At 52.3% G+C, this 16,435-nt stretch carries 14 protein-coding genes and 2 tRNA genes; 8 read left to right on the forward strand and 8 right to left on the reverse strand.

The window, feature by feature from the left end:
* Positions 1-41: 41 nt before the first annotated feature.
* Together ACMGGR_RS08620 and ACMGGR_RS08625 are read left to right on the forward strand one after the other, a co-directional pair.
* Positions 42-1,958, forward strand: a complete 1,917-nt coding sequence (locus tag ACMGGR_RS08620) for a DNA topoisomerase III (protein ID WP_246757455.1) — start codon at positions 42-44, stop codon at positions 1,956-1,958.
* Positions 1,959-2,024: 66 nt separating this feature from the next.
* Positions 2,025-2,288 (forward strand): DUF1496 domain-containing protein, encoded by a 264-nt coding sequence (locus tag ACMGGR_RS08625; RefSeq protein WP_414148933.1) that lies wholly within the window; start codon positions 2,025-2,027, stop codon positions 2,286-2,288.
* Here the strand turns inward: ACMGGR_RS08625 and ACMGGR_RS08630 are convergent.
* The 6 genes from ACMGGR_RS08630 to ACMGGR_RS08655 all read right to left on the reverse strand — a co-directional run bounded on the left by ACMGGR_RS08630 (position 2,281) and on the right by ACMGGR_RS08655 (position 6,154).
* The gene (locus ACMGGR_RS08630; RefSeq protein ID WP_414148657.1) at positions 2,281-2,676 is read right to left on the reverse strand and encodes a pyrimidine (deoxy)nucleoside triphosphate diphosphatase; all 396 of its coding nucleotides are present in this window, start codon (positions 2,674-2,676) and stop codon (positions 2,281-2,283) included. The two genes, ACMGGR_RS08625 and ACMGGR_RS08630, sit on opposite strands and share 8 nt — an antisense overlap.
* A complete protein-coding gene (gene xthA, locus ACMGGR_RS08635) occupies positions 2,676-3,482 on the reverse strand; it encodes an exodeoxyribonuclease III (protein WP_414148934.1) in 807 nt (268 codons plus the stop codon). Before xthA ends, ACMGGR_RS08630 begins: the two co-directional genes overlap by 1 nt.
* A 645-nt stretch (positions 3,483-4,127) precedes the next feature.
* A tRNA-Tyr gene (locus ACMGGR_RS08640) sits at positions 4,128-4,212 on the reverse strand.
* Positions 4,213-4,568: 356 nt separating this feature from the next.
* Positions 4,569-4,653 (reverse strand) — tRNA-Tyr (locus ACMGGR_RS08645).
* Positions 4,654-4,798: 145 nt separating this feature from the next.
* A complete protein-coding gene (purU, locus tag ACMGGR_RS08650) occupies positions 4,799-5,647 on the reverse strand; it encodes a formyltetrahydrofolate deformylase (RefSeq protein WP_246759732.1) in 849 nt (282 codons plus the stop codon).
* 48 nt (positions 5,648-5,695) lie between these two features.
* Positions 5,696-6,154 carry a YchJ family protein gene (locus ACMGGR_RS08655; RefSeq protein ID WP_414148658.1) on the reverse strand — a complete coding sequence of 153 codons (459 nt, stop codon included), beginning with the start codon at positions 6,152-6,154 and terminating at the stop codon, positions 5,696-5,698.
* Positions 6,155-6,257: 103 nt separating this feature from the next.
* Between ACMGGR_RS08655 and rssA the strand changes: the two genes are divergently transcribed.
* From rssA to ACMGGR_RS08680, 5 genes are all read left to right on the forward strand, one after another.
* Entirely contained in the window at positions 6,258-7,157 is a 900-nt protein-coding gene (rssA, locus tag ACMGGR_RS08660; RefSeq protein WP_246759729.1) for a patatin-like phospholipase RssA, read from the forward strand.
* A gap of 99 nt (positions 7,158-7,256) precedes the next feature.
* Positions 7,257-8,270: a two-component system response regulator RssB gene (rssB, locus tag ACMGGR_RS08665; RefSeq protein WP_246759728.1), complete on the forward strand. Its 1,014-nt coding sequence runs from the start codon at positions 7,257-7,259 to the stop codon at positions 8,268-8,270.
* A 195-nt stretch (positions 8,271-8,465) separates the two neighbouring features.
* Complete coding sequence (galU, locus tag ACMGGR_RS08670) at positions 8,466-9,374, forward strand: UTP--glucose-1-phosphate uridylyltransferase GalU (protein ID WP_246759727.1); 909 nt, start codon at positions 8,466-8,468, stop codon at positions 9,372-9,374.
* Positions 9,375-9,401: 27 nt separating this feature from the next.
* Positions 9,402-10,742, forward strand: coding sequence for a UDP-glucose dehydrogenase family protein (locus ACMGGR_RS08675; RefSeq protein ID WP_246759726.1), 1,341 nt, complete (start codon positions 9,402-9,404; stop codon positions 10,740-10,742).
* Between the two features lie 14 nt (positions 10,743-10,756).
* Positions 10,757-11,764 carry an NAD-dependent epimerase gene (locus ACMGGR_RS08680; protein ID WP_246759725.1) on the forward strand — a complete coding sequence of 336 codons (1,008 nt, stop codon included), beginning with the start codon at positions 10,757-10,759 and terminating at the stop codon, positions 11,762-11,764.
* 88 nt (positions 11,765-11,852) lie between these two features.
* Here ACMGGR_RS08680 and hns read toward each other — a convergent pair whose 3' ends face one another.
* Positions 11,853-12,260: a histone-like nucleoid-structuring protein H-NS gene (hns, locus tag ACMGGR_RS08685; RefSeq protein ID WP_246759724.1), complete on the reverse strand. Its 408-nt coding sequence runs from the start codon at positions 12,258-12,260 to the stop codon at positions 11,853-11,855.
* A 520-nt stretch (positions 12,261-12,780) separates the two neighbouring features.
* Between hns and tdk the strand changes: the two genes are divergently transcribed.
* Positions 12,781-13,404, forward strand: coding sequence for a thymidine kinase (gene tdk, locus ACMGGR_RS08690; RefSeq protein WP_246759723.1), 624 nt, complete (start codon positions 12,781-12,783; stop codon positions 13,402-13,404).
* Between the two features lie 150 nt (positions 13,405-13,554).
* Here the strand turns inward: tdk and adhE are convergent, their stop codons facing one another.
* Positions 13,555-16,230 carry a bifunctional acetaldehyde-CoA/alcohol dehydrogenase gene (adhE, locus tag ACMGGR_RS08695; protein ID WP_414148659.1) on the reverse strand — a complete coding sequence of 892 codons (2,676 nt, stop codon included), beginning with the start codon at positions 16,228-16,230 and terminating at the stop codon, positions 13,555-13,557.
* Positions 16,231-16,435: the final 205 nt, after the last annotated feature.

Here is a 16,435-nt window from a genome sequence, read left to right on the forward strand (position 1 = left end):
ACCATCTTTATCCTCTATTTCCTGAAGGAAGCCATCGCCGGATGCGTTTGTTTATTGCCGAAAAACCCAGCCTTGCCCGCGCGATTGCGGATGTATTACCTAAGCCGCATCGCCGGGGCGACGGCTATATTGCCTGCGGCAGCGATGACGTGGTGACCTGGTGCGTCGGCCACCTGCTGGAGCAGGCGCAGCCAGACAGCTACGATAACCGTTACGCGCGCTGGTCGCTGGCCGACCTGCCTATTGTGCCGGAAAAATGGCGGCTTCAGCCGCGTCCTTCCGTGGCGAAGCAGCTTAACGTCATCAAAACACTGCTGGAAAAAGCCAGCGACGTTATCCACGCGGGCGACCCGGATCGTGAAGGTCAGCTGCTGGTGGATGAGGTACTGGATTATCTGGCCTTGCCGCCGCAAAAGCGCGCCAGGGTACAGCGCTGCCTGATTAACGATCTCAATCCGCAGGCCGTAGAAAGGGCCGTCGGACGCCTGCGCGAAAACCGTGAGTTTATTCCGCTTTGCGTTTCCGCCCTCGCGCGTGCGCGTGCGGACTGGCTCTACGGCATTAATATGACGCGGGCCTATACGCTGTTAGGCCGTAACGCCGGCTATGATGGCCTGCTTTCGGTTGGGCGCGTACAGACCCCCGTGCTTGGACTAGTGGTGCGGCGCGACGAAGAGATCGAAAATTTCATTCCTAAAGATTTCTTTGAAGTCAAAGCGCATATCGTTACGCCAAAAGATGAGCATTTTGTGGCGCTCTGGCAGCCGAGCGAAGCCTGTGAACCCCATCAGGATGAAGAAGGCCGCCTGCTTAACCGTCAGCTGGCCGAACACGTGGTGGCGCGCATTGGCGGCAAGCCCGCGCTGGTCACCAGCTATAACGACAAGCGGGAAAACGACACCGCGCCGCTGCCTTTCTCGCTTTCGGCTTTACAAATCGAAGCCGCCAGACGCTTTGGCCTGAGTGCGCAAACGGTCCTGGACACCTGCCAGAAGCTGTACGAAACCCACAAGCTGATTACCTATCCGCGTTCTGACAGCCGTTATCTTCCCGATGAACATTTTGCGGGTCGGCATTCGGTGTTGAAAGCGATTGGCGTCCATCAGCCAGACCTCACGCCGCCGGCCGACTTTGACAGCAGTCGCCGCAACCGCTGCTGGGACGATAAAAAGGTTGATGCGCACCACGCGATTATCCCAACGGCGCGTAGCACCCAGACCAGGCTGACCGAGAATGAAAACAATATTTATGGCCTGATCGCCAGACAGTATCTGATGCAGTTCTGCCCGGACGCGGTCTACCGCAAATGCGTGATCGAGCTGGATATCGCTGGCGGCAAGTTTGTGGCCAAAGCGCGTTTCCTTGCCGAAGCGGGATGGCGCGCGCTGTTAGGCAGCAAAGAGCGCGATGAGGAGAACGACGGGACGCCGCTGCCGGTCGTGGCGAAAGATGATGAGCTGCTGTGCGAAAGCGGTGAGGTTGTCAGCAAGCAAACGCAGCCGCCGCGATCCTTTACCGATGCGACCTTGCTTTCAGCAATGACGGGCATCGCCCGCTTTGTGCAGGATAAAGATCTAAAGAAAGTGCTGCGAGCGACCGATGGTTTAGGCACAGAGGCAACGCGCGCCGGGATTATTGAGCTGTTATTCAAACGCGCCTTTTTAGTTAAAAAAGGGCGTTACATTAACGCCACGCCCGCTGGCCGCGCCCTGATCCACTCGCTCCCCGAAATGGCGGCGCGCCCGGATATGACCGCGCACTGGGAATCCACGCTGACTAAAATCAGTGAAAAGCAGTGTCGCTACCAGGACTTTATGCAGCCGCTGGTGGAGACGCTCTATACTCTGATCGATCAGGCTCGTCAGCAGCCCGCTGCGCACGCATTCCGTGGCCTGCCTTCGGAGGCGAGTAATCGTAAAAAGCCGCGACGCAAGGCGGCAAAAGCGAAGGAAGCTTAGATGAAAACTGCATTAATACTGACTGGCGTACTTTTATTAAGTACATCGCTTTTTGCAGCAGCCGATATGCACATCAGTACGGGGCAGGGCAGCTATCAGCAGCCGCAGCCCAGCAACGGCGCTAACGCAGAGGTGATGGTAGATATGCCGCCGGAAGCCTGGACGCAGGGGCAGAACAATAACCAGCCTCCGTGTCTGCGCTGCTGTACTTATGAAAACCGCAGCTACACGGAAGGCTCGGTAGTGAAAATGGAAGGCGTGCTGTTGCAGTGTGGCCGTGACGAGAAGTCTTACGGCACCAACAATCTTATCTGGAAAACCATCAGGTAGCTTTGTTGAGCCAGGCCGCCAGTAAGGGAATATCCGCTGGCGCCAGGTCATAGCTCTGCGCTTCTTCCGGCAAACACCAGACAAAGGCCTGGTGGCAGTTAAGCTGAAGATCGCCGGTAAAGTCGGTAACCAGCCAGGCGTGCAGATGGATCTGTCGCCCGCTTACCGTCCGGCTTTCGCTGGCAATATAGCTGCCGATGACGGCATTGATGCCCAGCTCTTCTTTTAGCTCTCTGTGCAGCGCCTGCGGCTGGCTTTCTTCCGCTTCAACTTTACCGCCGGGAAACTCCCACAGCCCAGCCTGATCGCCAGACTCTCCGCGCTGCGCCAGCAGCAGTTTGCCCTGACGGAAGATGAGCGCGGCGACTACCTCAATTTCTTTCTGCATCAGAAGCTGAATTCAGCCCAGACGGGCGCATGATCGGAAGGCTTTTCCATACTGCGAATAGCATAATCGATACCGGTCGCTACACAGCGTTCGGCCAGCGGCTGGCTGGCGAGCAGCAGATCGATACGCAGGCCGCGGTTGTCATCAAAGCCTTTCGAACGATAGTCGAACCAGGAGAAGCGGTCGTTAATATCGGCATTTTGCGCGCGCCACGTATCAACCAGACCCCATTTCATCAGGCGATCCATCCATTCACGCTCTTCCGGCAGGAAAGAGCATTTACCGGTGCGCAGCCAGCGCTTGCGGCTGTCTTCACCAATACCGATGTCCAGATCGGTCGAGCTGATATTCATATCGCCCATAATTAACACCGGGTTGGTCGGCTGCTGTTCCTGCTCCAGATAGTTTTGCAGATCGCGATAAAACTTCTCTTTCGCCGGAAATTTTGTCGCGTGATCGCGGCTTTCACCCTGCGGAAAATAGCCGTTGATCACGGTAATGTTGCCAATCGGGCTGGCGATATCCGCCATGATCAGACGACGCTGGGCATCCTCGTCATCACCGGGAAAACCCCTGCGTACCATCACGGGTGGGGTTTTGGTCAGCAACGCCACGCCGTAATGGCCTTTTTGACCGTGATAAAACACGTTATAGCCAAGGCTGGCTACGTCATCGAGAGGAAACATGTCGTCGTGCACTTTGGTTTCCTGCAGGCCGATAACGTCAGGCTGGTGCTGCTCAACGATGGCGGCAAGCTGGTGAGGACGGGCGCGTAGCCCATTGATATTAAAAGAGAGAAATTTCATCATAAGGCCCGGTGGCGGGAAAAAGAGGGCCGAATGGTAGCAGAACCTGGGACGGGCTGTCATCTTTGAGTGGCAGGGGAAACATGAACAAGAGTATGGGTCAAACCTTCGAGGTCGAAGCTTCTCATCCTTCCCCATGGGGAACATGAATGAAAGTGCGCTAACGCTGAGTTTGAACAGGTCTGAAATGGTGAGCTGGACTGTAGAACCGTGCGGGAAGGATTCACGTCGCTTTGCTCCGTGCCCTTCGGGTCAAACCTTCGAGGTCGAAGCTTCTCATCCTTCCCCGTGGGGAACATGAATGAAAGTGCGCTAACGCAGGATTTAAATAGGTCTGAAATGGTGAGCTGGACTATAGAACCGTGCGGGAAGGATTCACGTCGCTTTGCTCCGTGCCCTTCGGGTCAAACCTTCGAGGTCGAAGCTTCTCATCCTTCCCCATGGGGAACATGAATGAAAGTGCGCTAACGCAGGGTTTGAATAGGTCTGAAATGGTAATGCTTACTTCTGATATTGTGCGGGAAGGATTCACGTCGCTTTGCTCCGTGCCCTTCGGGTCAAACCTTCGAGGTCGAAGTTTCTCATCCTTCCCCATGGGGAACATGAATAAGAGTGCGCTAACACGGGATTTAAATAGGTCTGAAATGGTGGTGGGGGAAGGATTCGAACCTTCGAAGTCGATGACGGCAGATTTACAGTCTGCTCCCTTTGGCCGCTCGGGAACCCCACCAGGGTAAGCGTACTACGTTTGATTTGTGACAGACCTGCATAAGTCTGAAATGGTAATGCTTACTTCTGACATCGTGCAGCAAGGATTCACGTCGCTTTGCTCCGTGCCCTTCGGGTCAAACCTTCGAGGTCGAAGCTTCTCATCCTTCCCCGTGGGGAACATGAATAAGAGTGCCATAACGCCAGACCTGCACAAGTCTGAAATGGTAATGCTTACTTCTGACATCGTGCAGGCAGGATTCACGTCGCTTTGCTCCGTGCCCTTCGGGTCAAACCTTCGAGGTCGAAGCTTCTCATCCTTCCCCGTGGGGAATATGAATAAGAGTGCCATAACGCCAGACCTGCATAAGTCTGAAATGGTGGTGGGGGAAGGATTCGAACCTTCGAAGTCGATGACGGCAGATTTACAGTCTGCTCCCTTTGGCCGCTCGGGAACCCCACCACTGGCCTTGCTTGCGCTTGTTAAAGCGGGGCGCATCATAACAAATGCTCTGCCGCTGTAAAGCCCGGATTCGGCGTTTTTAGCGCGTTTGCCGGTTTTTTGATCGGGCTGCTGCTTTGTGCGGCAAAACAACAGCCCAAAAGGCTTACAAAATGATCGTGCGGTTACCGTAAACAAATACGCGCTGCGCCAGCGCATGGTAAAGCGCACGGCTCAGCACGTTTTTCTCAACGTCACGGCCGGCGCGCATCATGTCTTCAGCGGTATAGTTATGATCGACGTGAATAACGTCCTGCATGATGATTGGGCCTTCGTCCAGATTATCATTCACGTAATGCGCCGTGGCGCCAATGATCTTCACGCCGCGCTCATAGGCCTGATGATAAGGACGCGCGCCAATAAAGGCAGGCAGGAACGAGTGGTGAATATTGATAATCTGGTTAGGATAGCGCTGCACAAAAGCAGGCGTGAGCACGCGCATATATTTGGCCAGCACGACGTAGTCCGGCTGGTAGCGGTCGATTTCCGCAGCCATATTATTGTCATGCTCTTCGCGCGTCAGGCCTTCGTGGCTGACCAGCGTAAACGGAATGTCAAAGCGTTCTACCAGCGTGCGCAGCGTATCGTGATTGCCAATAACGGCGGCAATTTCCACATCCAGCCCGCCATAGGTGCTTTTCATCAGCAGATCGCCCAGGCAGTGCGCTTCTTTTGTCACCAGAATAACAACGCGGCGGCGACCTGCTGGATTCAATTCACGAAACGAACCGGCTGGCAGCGCGCTGTCCAGATCGGCCAGCAGCGTCGTATCGTTAAAAATGCCTTCCAGTTCGGTGCGCATAAAGAAGCGGCCGGTACGGTGATCGACAAACTCATTATTCTGTACGATGTTCAGCTCATGCTTGTAGCAGATGTTAGTGATCTTGGCGATCAGGCCCTTGGCGTCCGGGCAAATGGTACGTAAAACTTTACGTTGCAGTGTTTGCGCTTGCATTACGATGGTAGTCCTGTCCAGGCAATTCTCAGAGTCAGGCTGCGGCCGTTACTGGCCACAACATTTTTTAAATTTTTTGTCGGAGCCGCAAGGGCACCGCTCGTTTCGCCCCGTTTCAGGGTAGGTTCCGTCGATATAATACCAGCGTTGCGCCAGTCGAAGAAAGCGCGAACGCTCATGGATAAAGTTGACCCGCTCATTTTCCGTATAGTGGGCAAAGAAAGTCACAAAGCCTTCTTCGCTATCCCCTGGCGCTTCGGCGGCAAGAATATGTAAACTTAACCAGTTCGTGGAGGCAAAGCTCTGCTGCAGGCTGTCGCGAAAACGGTCGGCATGGCAATCAGGATGCCAGGTCGCAACAAGATAATCTGCGTTGCCAAGGGCATAGGCCGTATAGCGAGAACGCATCAGGGCTTGCGGCGTCGGAGGAATACCGTCACCATTGAGCCAGGGCTGACAACATAAGCTATACTCCAGTCCGCTACAGCAAGGGCAAAGTTCCGACACGTTATCTCCAGAAGATACTATAAGGCTGAAAAAGTTTGGGCGTCATGGTAACCGAGCTACGTGAATGGCGCCATTGGTTCGTTAAGCAAATACCAGAGGTGGAATGAGACAGGTTAAGATTGGGCTGGCACTGGGATCGGGTGCAGCCAAGGGGTGGGCTCATATCGGCGTGATCGAAGCGCTGGAACGAGCCGGCATCAGGATTGATGTGGTGGCAGGTTGCTCCGTGGGAGCGCTTGTCGGCGCCGCTTATGCCAGTCGTCGTCTTCCTCTGTTGTCCGGTTGGGTCCAGGGTTTTAGCTACTGGGAAGTGCTGCGGTTGATGGATCTGTCATGGCGTCGCGGCGGCCTGCTGCGCGGTGAGCGAGTTTTCAGCCATGTTCGCCGTCTGCTGCCGCACAATCATATTGAACAGTGTGGCCTGCCGTTTGGTGCCGTAGCGACTAACCTCAGTACAGGACGTGAGCTCTGGCTGACAGAGGGCGATCTTCACCAGGCAATCCGTGCATCCTGCAGCATGCCGGGTTTACTGGCCCCCGTTGAGTGGCATGGTTACTGGCTGGTGGATGGTGCCGTAGTGAACCCCGTTCCCATTTCTTTAACTCGTGCGCTTGGGGCCGATATCGTCATCGCCGTGGATCTGCAACACGATGCCCACCTTATGCAGCAAAACCTCCTGTCCGTTACGCCGCAGTCCGTTGTGCTACCAGAGTCGGCCCAGGGCTGGCGAGGCAAGCTCCGGCAGCGCCTGAGCAGAGCAGGTGATAAAAAAACCAAACAACCCCCGGGAGCGATGGAAATTATGACCACCTCTATCCAGGTACTGGAAAACCGGGTCAAGCTTAACCGGATGGCAGGCGATCCGCCTGACGTGCTGATACAGCCTTTTTGTCCACAAATTTCTACGCTGGATTTTCACCGGGCAGGAGAGGCGATAACGGCAGGCAGGCTGGCCGTTGAGAAAAAAATGGATGAATTGCTTCCGTTGGTTCGTCAGTTATGAATTGCCGGAGAGAGAAATGACACCACTTCAGGCAAATCTGAGATGCGCAATTGTGGTTTTTGAGCCACTATTGACTTATCCGGCGAACAAGGGGGGATAATGGAGAAGCCATTAAACGGGAAACAGGTATTAATAGTTGAAGACGAAGTCGTTTTCCGTTCTCTGCTGGATAACTTTCTGGGAGCATTGGGAGCCACAACCGCGCTCGCTGATGACGGTATTCAGGCTCTGGAAAAAATGCAGCAGGGTAACTTCGATCTGCTCATTTGCGATCTGGCGATGCCGCGCATGAACGGCATCAAACTGGTTGAACATCTGCGCACTCGAGGCAGCACCATTCCTGTGCTGGTGATTTCCGCGACGGAAAATATGTCGGACATTGCGCATGTCCTGCGTCTGGGCGTTCAGGACGTGCTGTTAAAACCGCTGAAAGATTTGGAAAGGCTGCGCGAGGCAGTCTATGAGTGCCTCTATCCTTCTATGTTCACTTCTAAAGTGGAAGAAGATGAGCAGCTCTTCCAGGACTGGGATGCGCTGGTGCGCGATCCGCAGGCTGCCGCAAAACTGTTAAAACAGTTACAGCCGCCGGTACAGCAAGAAATAGCCAACTGCCGCATCAACTACCGCCAGTTAACCATGGCGGAACAGCCGGGACTGGTGTTAGACGTGGCCGCCTTGTCCGATAAAGATCTGGCGTTTTATTGTCTGGACGTGACTCGTGCAGGCGATAATGGCGTACTGGCTGCGTTATTGTTAAGAGCATTATTTAACGGCCTGCTGCAGGATCAGCTTTCCGGTCAGGCACAACGTTTGCCGGAATTAAATAGCTTGCTTAAACAGGTTAACCTGCTGCTACGCCAGGCAAACTTGCAGGGGCAGTTTCCTTTGCTCGTTGGTTATTACCACCAGGGTTTAAAAAATCTTATTCTGGTTTCTGCGGGATTAAACGCCACGCTCAATATTCATTCGCATCAAATTCAGCTCAGCAATGGCGTTCCTCTTGGTACGTTAGGCAGCACGCATCTTAATCAAATTAGCCATCGCTGCGACGAGTGGCAGTGTCAGGTCTGGGGCGCTGGCGGCAGGCTGCGCCTGATGTTGTCCACCGATTAACCTGTCCGCTTTATTTATATCGCTGCGCCCCAACGACAGGGCCAGCGATAAGCTTTACACTTAGGTAATTGTCTTAAATTCAATGGAAATGGTTTAACCAGGATAAATCCAGCCCACTTCAGCTGGTATACTCACCTCGTTTTTTAACTCGACATATCAAGTAATAACTTGAACGGCCTAAAGAGAGGTACTTAGATGTCTGCCTATAAGTCTAAAGTAAAAAAAGCGGTTATCCCTGTTGCAGGTTTGGGAACCCGTATGTTACCTGCCACCAAAGCTATTCCTAAGGAAATGCTGCCGCTGGTTGATAAGCCGTTAATTCAGTATGTCGTTAACGAATGTATCGCTGCCGGAATCAACGAGATTGTGCTGGTAACGCACTCATCTAAAAACTCTATCGAAAACCATTTTGATACCAGCTTCGAACTGGAAGCCATGCTGGAAAAACGTGTTAAGCGTCAGCTGCTGGAAGAAATCCAGTCAATCTGCCCGCCACACGTGACCATCATGCAGGTTCGTCAGGGTCTGGCTAAAGGTCTGGGTCATGCGGTTATGTGCGCATACCCGGTAGTAGGCAATGAACCTGTCGCGGTAATCCTGCCGGACGTTATCATCGACGAGTACGAATCTAACCTGGCGCAGGATAACCTGGCCGATATGATGCGTCGCTTCGATGAAACCGGTTACAGCCAGATCATGGTTGAGCCTGTTGCAGACGTTACCGCATACGGCGTGGTTGACTGCCAGGGCGCAGAGCTGAAAGCGGGCGACAGCGCACCAATGGTTGGCGTGGTTGAAAAGCCTAAAGCTGACAAAGCACCTTCTAACCTGGCGGTTGTTGGTCGTTACGTGCTGTCTGCCGACATCTGGCCACTGCTGGCGAAAACGCCTCCGGGCGCAGGTGACGAAATTCAGCTGACCGACTCTATTGCCATGCTGATGGACAAAGAGACGGTAGAAGCTTATCACCTGAAAGGCGTGAGCCACGACTGTGGTAACAAACTGGGCTATATGCAGGCTTTCGTAGAGTACGGCGTACGTCACAACACGCTGGGTGCTGACTTTAAAGCATGGCTTGAAAGCACCGTTGGCAACGAAAAATAAGATTAATTTTTTAACCGGGACAATTCAATGAAAGTCACCGTATTTGGTATCGGCTATGTTGGTCTGGTTCAGGCTGCTGTTCTGGCCGAAGTCGGACATGACGTTCTTTGTATCGATGTCGACGCGAACAAAGTCGAGAATCTGAAGAAAGGGATCATTCCAATTTTTGAGCCGGGCCTGACGCCGCTGGTGATGCAGAACTATGAGGCGGGCCGCCTTAAGTTCTCCACTAACGCGGAAGACGGGGTAAAACACGGAACCATGCAGTTCATCGCCGTAGGTACGCCTCCGGATGAAGATGGCTCTGCGGATCTGAAATATGTTACCGCCGTAGCTCGTACTATTGCACAGCACATGACCGATCATAAGGTCGTGATTGATAAATCAACCGTACCTGTAGGCACGGCAGACCGTGTTCGCAGCGTCATGAACGAAACGCTGAAGGGCCGCGGCGTCGACGTCAATTTTGATGTCGTCTCCAACCCGGAATTCCTGAAGGAAGGCGCGGCGGTTAACGACTGCATGCGTCCGGAGCGTATCGTTGTAGGCACGGATAACGACGACGTTGTGGAACTGCTGCGTGAGCTTTACGAGCCGTTTAACCGCAATCACGATCGCATGATCCTGATGGATATCCGTAGTGCTGAGCTGACCAAGTATGCGGCTAACTGCATGCTGGCAACCAAGATCAGCTTTATGAACGAGATCTCTAACCTGGCTGAACGCCTGGGCGCAGACGTTGAGAAAGTTCGTCAGGGTATTGGTTCCGATTCTCGTATCGGTTACTCCTTTATCTACCCGGGCTGCGGCTACGGCGGTTCCTGCTTCCCGAAAGACGTGCAGGCGCTGATCCGTACTGCCGAGCAGATTGGCTACAAGCCACGTCTGCTGCAGGCCGTAGAGGACGTTAACGACTCGCAGAAACACAAGCTGCCGGGCTTTATCAAGCGTCACTTTGGCGACAATCTGCAGGGCAAAACCTTTGCGCTGTGGGGCCTGTCATTCAAGCCAAATACGGACGATATGCGTGAAGCATCCAGCCGCGTGCTGATGGAAGCACTGTGGCAGGCTGGCGCCTCCGTACAGGCTTTCGATCCGGAAGCCATGGACGAAGCGCAGCGCATCTACGGTCACCGCAGCGATCTGAAGCTGATGGGCACCAAAGAGGCAGCGTTGCAGGGTGCAGATGGCCTGGTTATCTGTACCGAATGGCAGAACTTCCGCGCGCCGGATTTTGACGTCATTAAAAATGCTCTGAAAGAACCCGTGATTTTTGATGGTCGTAACCTGTATGATCCAGAAAGAGTCAGCAAACGCGGTTTCGTTTATTATGCAATCGGCCGCGGAGCTTCAATCGAAATTGCATAGTTAACGAGGGCAGTATGAAATATCTGGTTACCGGCGCGGCAGGATTTATTGGTTTTTATGTTACACAACGCCTGCTCAGTGCCGGTCACCAGGTTGTCGGTCTCGACAACCTGAATGACTATTACGATGTAAAACTCAAACTCGCCCGTCTGGATTTACTCAAGCCTTCTCCCGCCTTTTCTTTTATTAAGCTTGACCTGGCTGACAGGGCAGGAATGGCGCAGCTTTTTGCCGACGAACGCTTTGACCGGGTCATCCATTTAGCGGCTCAGGCCGGCGTGCGTTACTCGCTGGATAATCCTCTGGCTTACGCTGACAGCAATCTGATTGGCCACCTGAATATTCTGGAAGGATGCCGCCATAATAAGGTGGGACATCTGCTTTACGCTTCTTCCAGCTCGGTATATGGTCTGAATCGCAAAATGCCTTTCTCGACCGATGATTCTGTTGACCATCCTGTTTCCCTTTATGCCGCGACGAAAAAAGCCAACGAGCTGATGTCGCATACCTATTCTCATCTCTATGGTATTCCAACCACGGGCCTGCGCTTCTTTACCGTATACGGTCCCTGGGGACGTCCTGATATGGCGCTGTTTAAGTTTACCCGCGCTATGATTGCGGGTGAAAAAATAGACGTCTATAACAATGGACAGATGCGTCGCGACTTTACTTATATTGATGATATTGCCGAGGCCATTGTCAGACTGCAGGATGTTATTCCTCAGGCGGATGCAGAATGGACGGTAGAGACCGGCAGTCCGGCGACCAGTTCGGCACCTTATCGCGTCTATAACATTGGTAACAGCAATCCGGTAACGCTGATGGCCTATATTGAGGCGCTTGAAAAAGCTCTTGGCATGACCGCCGATAAAAATATGCTGCCAATGCAGCCTGGCGATGTACTGGAGACCAGCGCAGATACGGCAGCGCTGTATAAGGCGATTGGCTTTAAGCCTCAGACTGGCGTGGAAGAGGGCGTCAGCCGTTTTGTCAGCTGGTACCGATCCTTCTACCCGTCATAATAACCCGCATAAAAAAAGGAAGCCTGAGCTTCCTTTTTTTTACCGCATCGGTGACCACTGCGGCGGCTGTATGTTCTGCCAGAGGCTATTACAGCATGAAGTCTTCGAGTTTCTTACCCTGTTCTTCAATGGCTTTCTTAATAACTGCTGGAGTACGGCCCTGGCCGGTCCAGGTTTTGGTTTCGCCGTTTTCGTCGACGTATTTATATTTGGCCGGACGAGCTGCGCGCTTTGCTTTACCTGCGCTTTTTGGCGTGCCCACTGCGGACAGCAGATCGCTTGGATCGATACCGTCAGCAATCAGCATTTCGCGATACTGCTGCAGTTTGCGCGTGCGTTCTTCGATTTCGGCCTGAGCGTGGCTCTCTTCATCACGGCGCTCGTGGACAACAACTTCCAGCTTCTCCAGCATCTCTTCCAGCGTTTCCAGCGAGCATTCTCTGGCTTGCGCACGCAGAGTACGGATGTTGTTCAAAATTTTAAGTGCTTCGCTCATTGTTCTGTTCTCAAAAATTTATAATGGGGGAATGTTCTGCCTGATAATAATAGAGTGCGCCCTAATGAACTGCAATAGTTAATTGTGTAAGAAAAGCAGAATAAGTTAATGCGCTGATACTGCCACACCGTTATTAATGGAAAAGCTAATTAAATTGTCGTGAATAACCGCCGGGCTGCTCCTTAAACTGTAACGGATTACGAGTTTAAGTTACGCTATTACCTGGCTTAATCGCTCAGCATCATTTTTTTTAATCTGCACAAACAGTTAACGCGCGGGAAATTTGAAAGAGAACGGCAGCATTTAAAGCGTTTTTTTAATCGTCAGCTGCAAAATAATAGATATGCCAGGATCTTTAAGGCATAAAATTTTAGTTCGTCAACCCTGGACAATAGTACAGGGTGCGGTAGCCAGATTTTAGCACCCAGAGATAAAGTAGCGGCCACCCTAACGCTTCGGGCGCCGGCCGATGTGGTACAATAATGCAAAACCGTTAATTTTTTATTCGGAGTGAAGCCCAATGGCTCAGCTTTATTTTTATTATTCCGTGATGAATGCAGGTAAATCAACTGCGCTACTGCAATCATCTTATAACTATCACGAGCGCGGAATGCGTACGCTGATCTATACCGCCGAGATCGATAACCGTTTTGGCGTTGGTAAAGTGAGTTCACGCATTGGCCTTTCTTCTCCAGCAAAATTGTATAATAACGACACGGCACTTTTTGATGAGATAAAAGCAGAACAGCAAATGGAATCGGTTCACTGTGTTCTGATTGATGAGTCGCAATTTCTTACCCGTGCCCAGGTAAAAGCGTTGTCAGACGTGGTAGATAATTTAGATATTCCCGTACTTTGTTATGGATTAAGAACCGATTTTCGCGGCGAATTATTTAGCGGTAGCCAGTATTTGTTAGCCTGGGCCGACAAGCTGGTAGAATTGAAAACCGTTTGCCACTGCGGAAGAAAAGCGGGCATGGTACTACGCGTGGATGAAAATGGCGCGCCCTATAACGAAGGTGAGCAGGTGGTGATAGGCGGTAATGAGCGCTATGTTTCTGTCTGCCGTAAGCACTATAAGGCGGCGATTGAACAGCACTGCATGGCGGCCGTTTATGGTGAAAAAGGGCGCAGGCCAGCCTGATCCACAGACAAATATCTTTAGCGTTTTTTAACAACCTGGCGATGCCCGGCTGCCGTGCCGAGATTAATTTTTCTTAATAAAAAACGCCCTGTCCGCATAGTGCTCACAGGGCGTTATCATTTATTTACTTTTAGTGTTCAGACGAAAAGCTTATGCCTTTTTCATTTTTTTACGGTCAATCGGCTGTGCGGCTACCGCTTCGGCAACAGACGTAAATGGCTCAACGTATTCACGACCGTAGAAGGTATCCAGCATAATCTGTTTCAGCTCAGCAATTAGCGGATAACGTGGGTTGGCTCCGGTACACTGGTCGTCAAAGGCATCTTCCGCCAGTTTATCAACCTTCGCCAGGAAATCGGCTTCCTGTACGCCCGCTTCGCGGATTGATTTTGGAATACCCAGTTCGGTCTTCATTCCTTCCAGCCACAGCAGCAGTTTTTCAATTTTCTGTGCGGTACGGTCGCCCGGCGCGCTTAAAGCCAGATGGTCGGCAATTTCAGCATAGCGGCGACGGGCCTGCGGACGGTCATACTGGCTGAACGCCGTTTGCTTGGTCGGATTATCGTTGGCGTTGTAGCGAATAACGTTGCTAATCAGCAGCGCGTTCGCCAGGCCGTGCGGAATATGGAATTCAGAACCGAGTTTGTGCGCCATAGAGTGACATACACCCAGGAAGGCGTTGGCAAAAGCGATACCGGCGATGGTAGCGGCATTATGCACACGCTCGCGCGCAACCGGATTTTTTGCCCCTTCGCGATAGCTGGTCGGCAGGTTTTCCTGCAGCAGTTTTAACGCCTGTAGCGCCTGGCCGTCAGAATATTCGTTAGCTAACACGGAAACGTAAGCTTCCAGCGCGTGCGTTACGGCATCCAGCCCACCGAAAGCACATAGCGACCTTGGCATATTCATTACCAGGTTGGCGTCAACAATCGCCATATCCGGCGTGAGTGCATAGTCCGCCAGCGGATATTTCTGACCGGTGGCGTCATCGGTCACCACGGCAAACGGCGTGACTTCAGAACCTGTACCGGACGTGGTAGTGATGGCAATCATTTTCGCCTTCACGCCCATTTTCGGGAATTTATAGATACGTTTGCGAATATCCATAAAGCGCAGCGCCAGCTCTTCAAAATGGGTTTCTGGATGTTCATACATCACCCACATGATTTTCGCTGCGTCCATAGGGGAACCGCCGCCCAGTGCAATAATGACGTCCGGCTTAAAGGAGTTCATCTGCTCTGCGCCCTTGCGGACAATGCTCAGCGTCGGATCCGCTTCGACCTCAAAGAAAATCTCGGTTTCAAGGCCATGGGACTTCAGCACTGACACGACCTGATCCGCATAGCCGTTATTAAACAGATAGCGGTCGGTAACGATAAAGGCGCGTTTGGCACCATCGGTGGCCACTTCTTCCAGCGCGATGGGCAGAGAGCCGCGACGGAAGTAGATAGACCTGGGAAGTTTATGCCACAACATATTTTCTGCTCGCTTAGCCACGGTTTTCTTATTGATCAGGTGTTTAGGTCCGACGTTTTCAGAAATGGAGTTACCGCCCCACGAGCCGCAGCCCAGCGTCAGTGAAGGAGCCAGCTTAAAGTTATACAGATCGCCAATGCCGCCTTGCGAAGCCGGAGTATTAATCAGAATACGCGCCGTTTTCATTCTGTCGCCGAAGAAATTGATGCGTTCACGCTCGTTATCCTGATCGGTATACAGGCACGAGGTATGGCCAATACCGCCCATCGCCACCAGTTTTTCCGCTTTGCTGACCGCCTCTTCGAAATCTTTCGCGCGATACATCGCCAGAGTAGGAGAGAGCTTTTCATGGGCGAAAGGCTCAGTTTCATCCACCAGTTTTACTTCGCCAATCAGAATCTTGGTGTTGTCCGGAACGTTAATACCGGCCATTTCGGCAATTTTAACCGCCGGTTGGCCGACGATAGCGGCGTTCAGCCCGCCGTTTTTCAGAATGATATCCTGCACGGCTTTCAGATCTTTGCCCTGCAGCAGATAGCCGCCGTGGCTGGCAAAGCGTTCGCGTACCGCATCGTAAACGGAATCCACCACAATGACGGACTGTTCAGAAGCGCAAATAACGCCGTTATCAAAGGTTTTTGACATCAGGATGGACGCGACCGCGCGCTTGATATCAGCCGTTTCATCGATAACAACAGGGGTATTACCCGCGCCCACGCCAATTGCCGGTTTACCGGAGCTGTAGGCGGCTTTCACCATGCCAGGGCCGCCGGTTGCCAGAATGAGATTGATATCAGGATGGTGCATCAGCTGATTGGACAATTCGACAGAAGGCATATCGATCCAGCCGATAATATCTTTTGGCGCACCGGCGGCAATAGCGGCCTGCAGTACGATATCGGCTGCTTTATTGGTGGCGTCTTTAGCGCGTGGGTGAGGAGAGAAGATAATGCCGTTACGCGTTTTCAGGCTAATGAGCGCTTTGAAAATTGCTGTAGAAGTGGGGTTAGTGGTCGGGACAATCCCGCAAATCAGGCCGGTAGGCTCTGCGATAGTTATGGTACCAAACGTATCGTCGGTAGCCAGTATGCCGCAGGTTTTTTCATCTTTATAAGCGTTGTAAATATACTCTGAGGCAAAATGATTTTTAATCACTTTATCTTCCACAATACCCATGCCGGATTCGGCAACGGCCATTTTCGCCAGCGGGATACGGGCGTCGGCGGCGGCTAATGCGGCCGCACGGAAGATTTTATCGACCTGCTCCTGGGTAAAGTTTGCATATTCTCGTTGGGCTTTTTTTACGCGTTCAACCAGTGCGTTAAGCTCGGCAACATTGGTAACGGCCATAATGCTCTCCTGATGAAAGTTAAACTCTGTTAGTAAACGAGCCAGAACAAACAATTATAGACAAGGTGTGCTTATTATTTGCTCAATGCGCTTGCTTTATGGCCTGCAAGTTCTGAAAGTTTACTAATAGAGTCTGTTATTCATGGCGGTGACAGAAGGAAACCGTCGCCGCGTGAGATCCCTCTATTGCCCCCAATATACGCAC

This window comes from Erwinia sp. BNK-24-b (genome assembly GCF_047456155.1).
Lineage (GTDB): Bacteria > Pseudomonadota > Gammaproteobacteria > Enterobacterales > Enterobacteriaceae > Erwinia > Erwinia phyllosphaerae.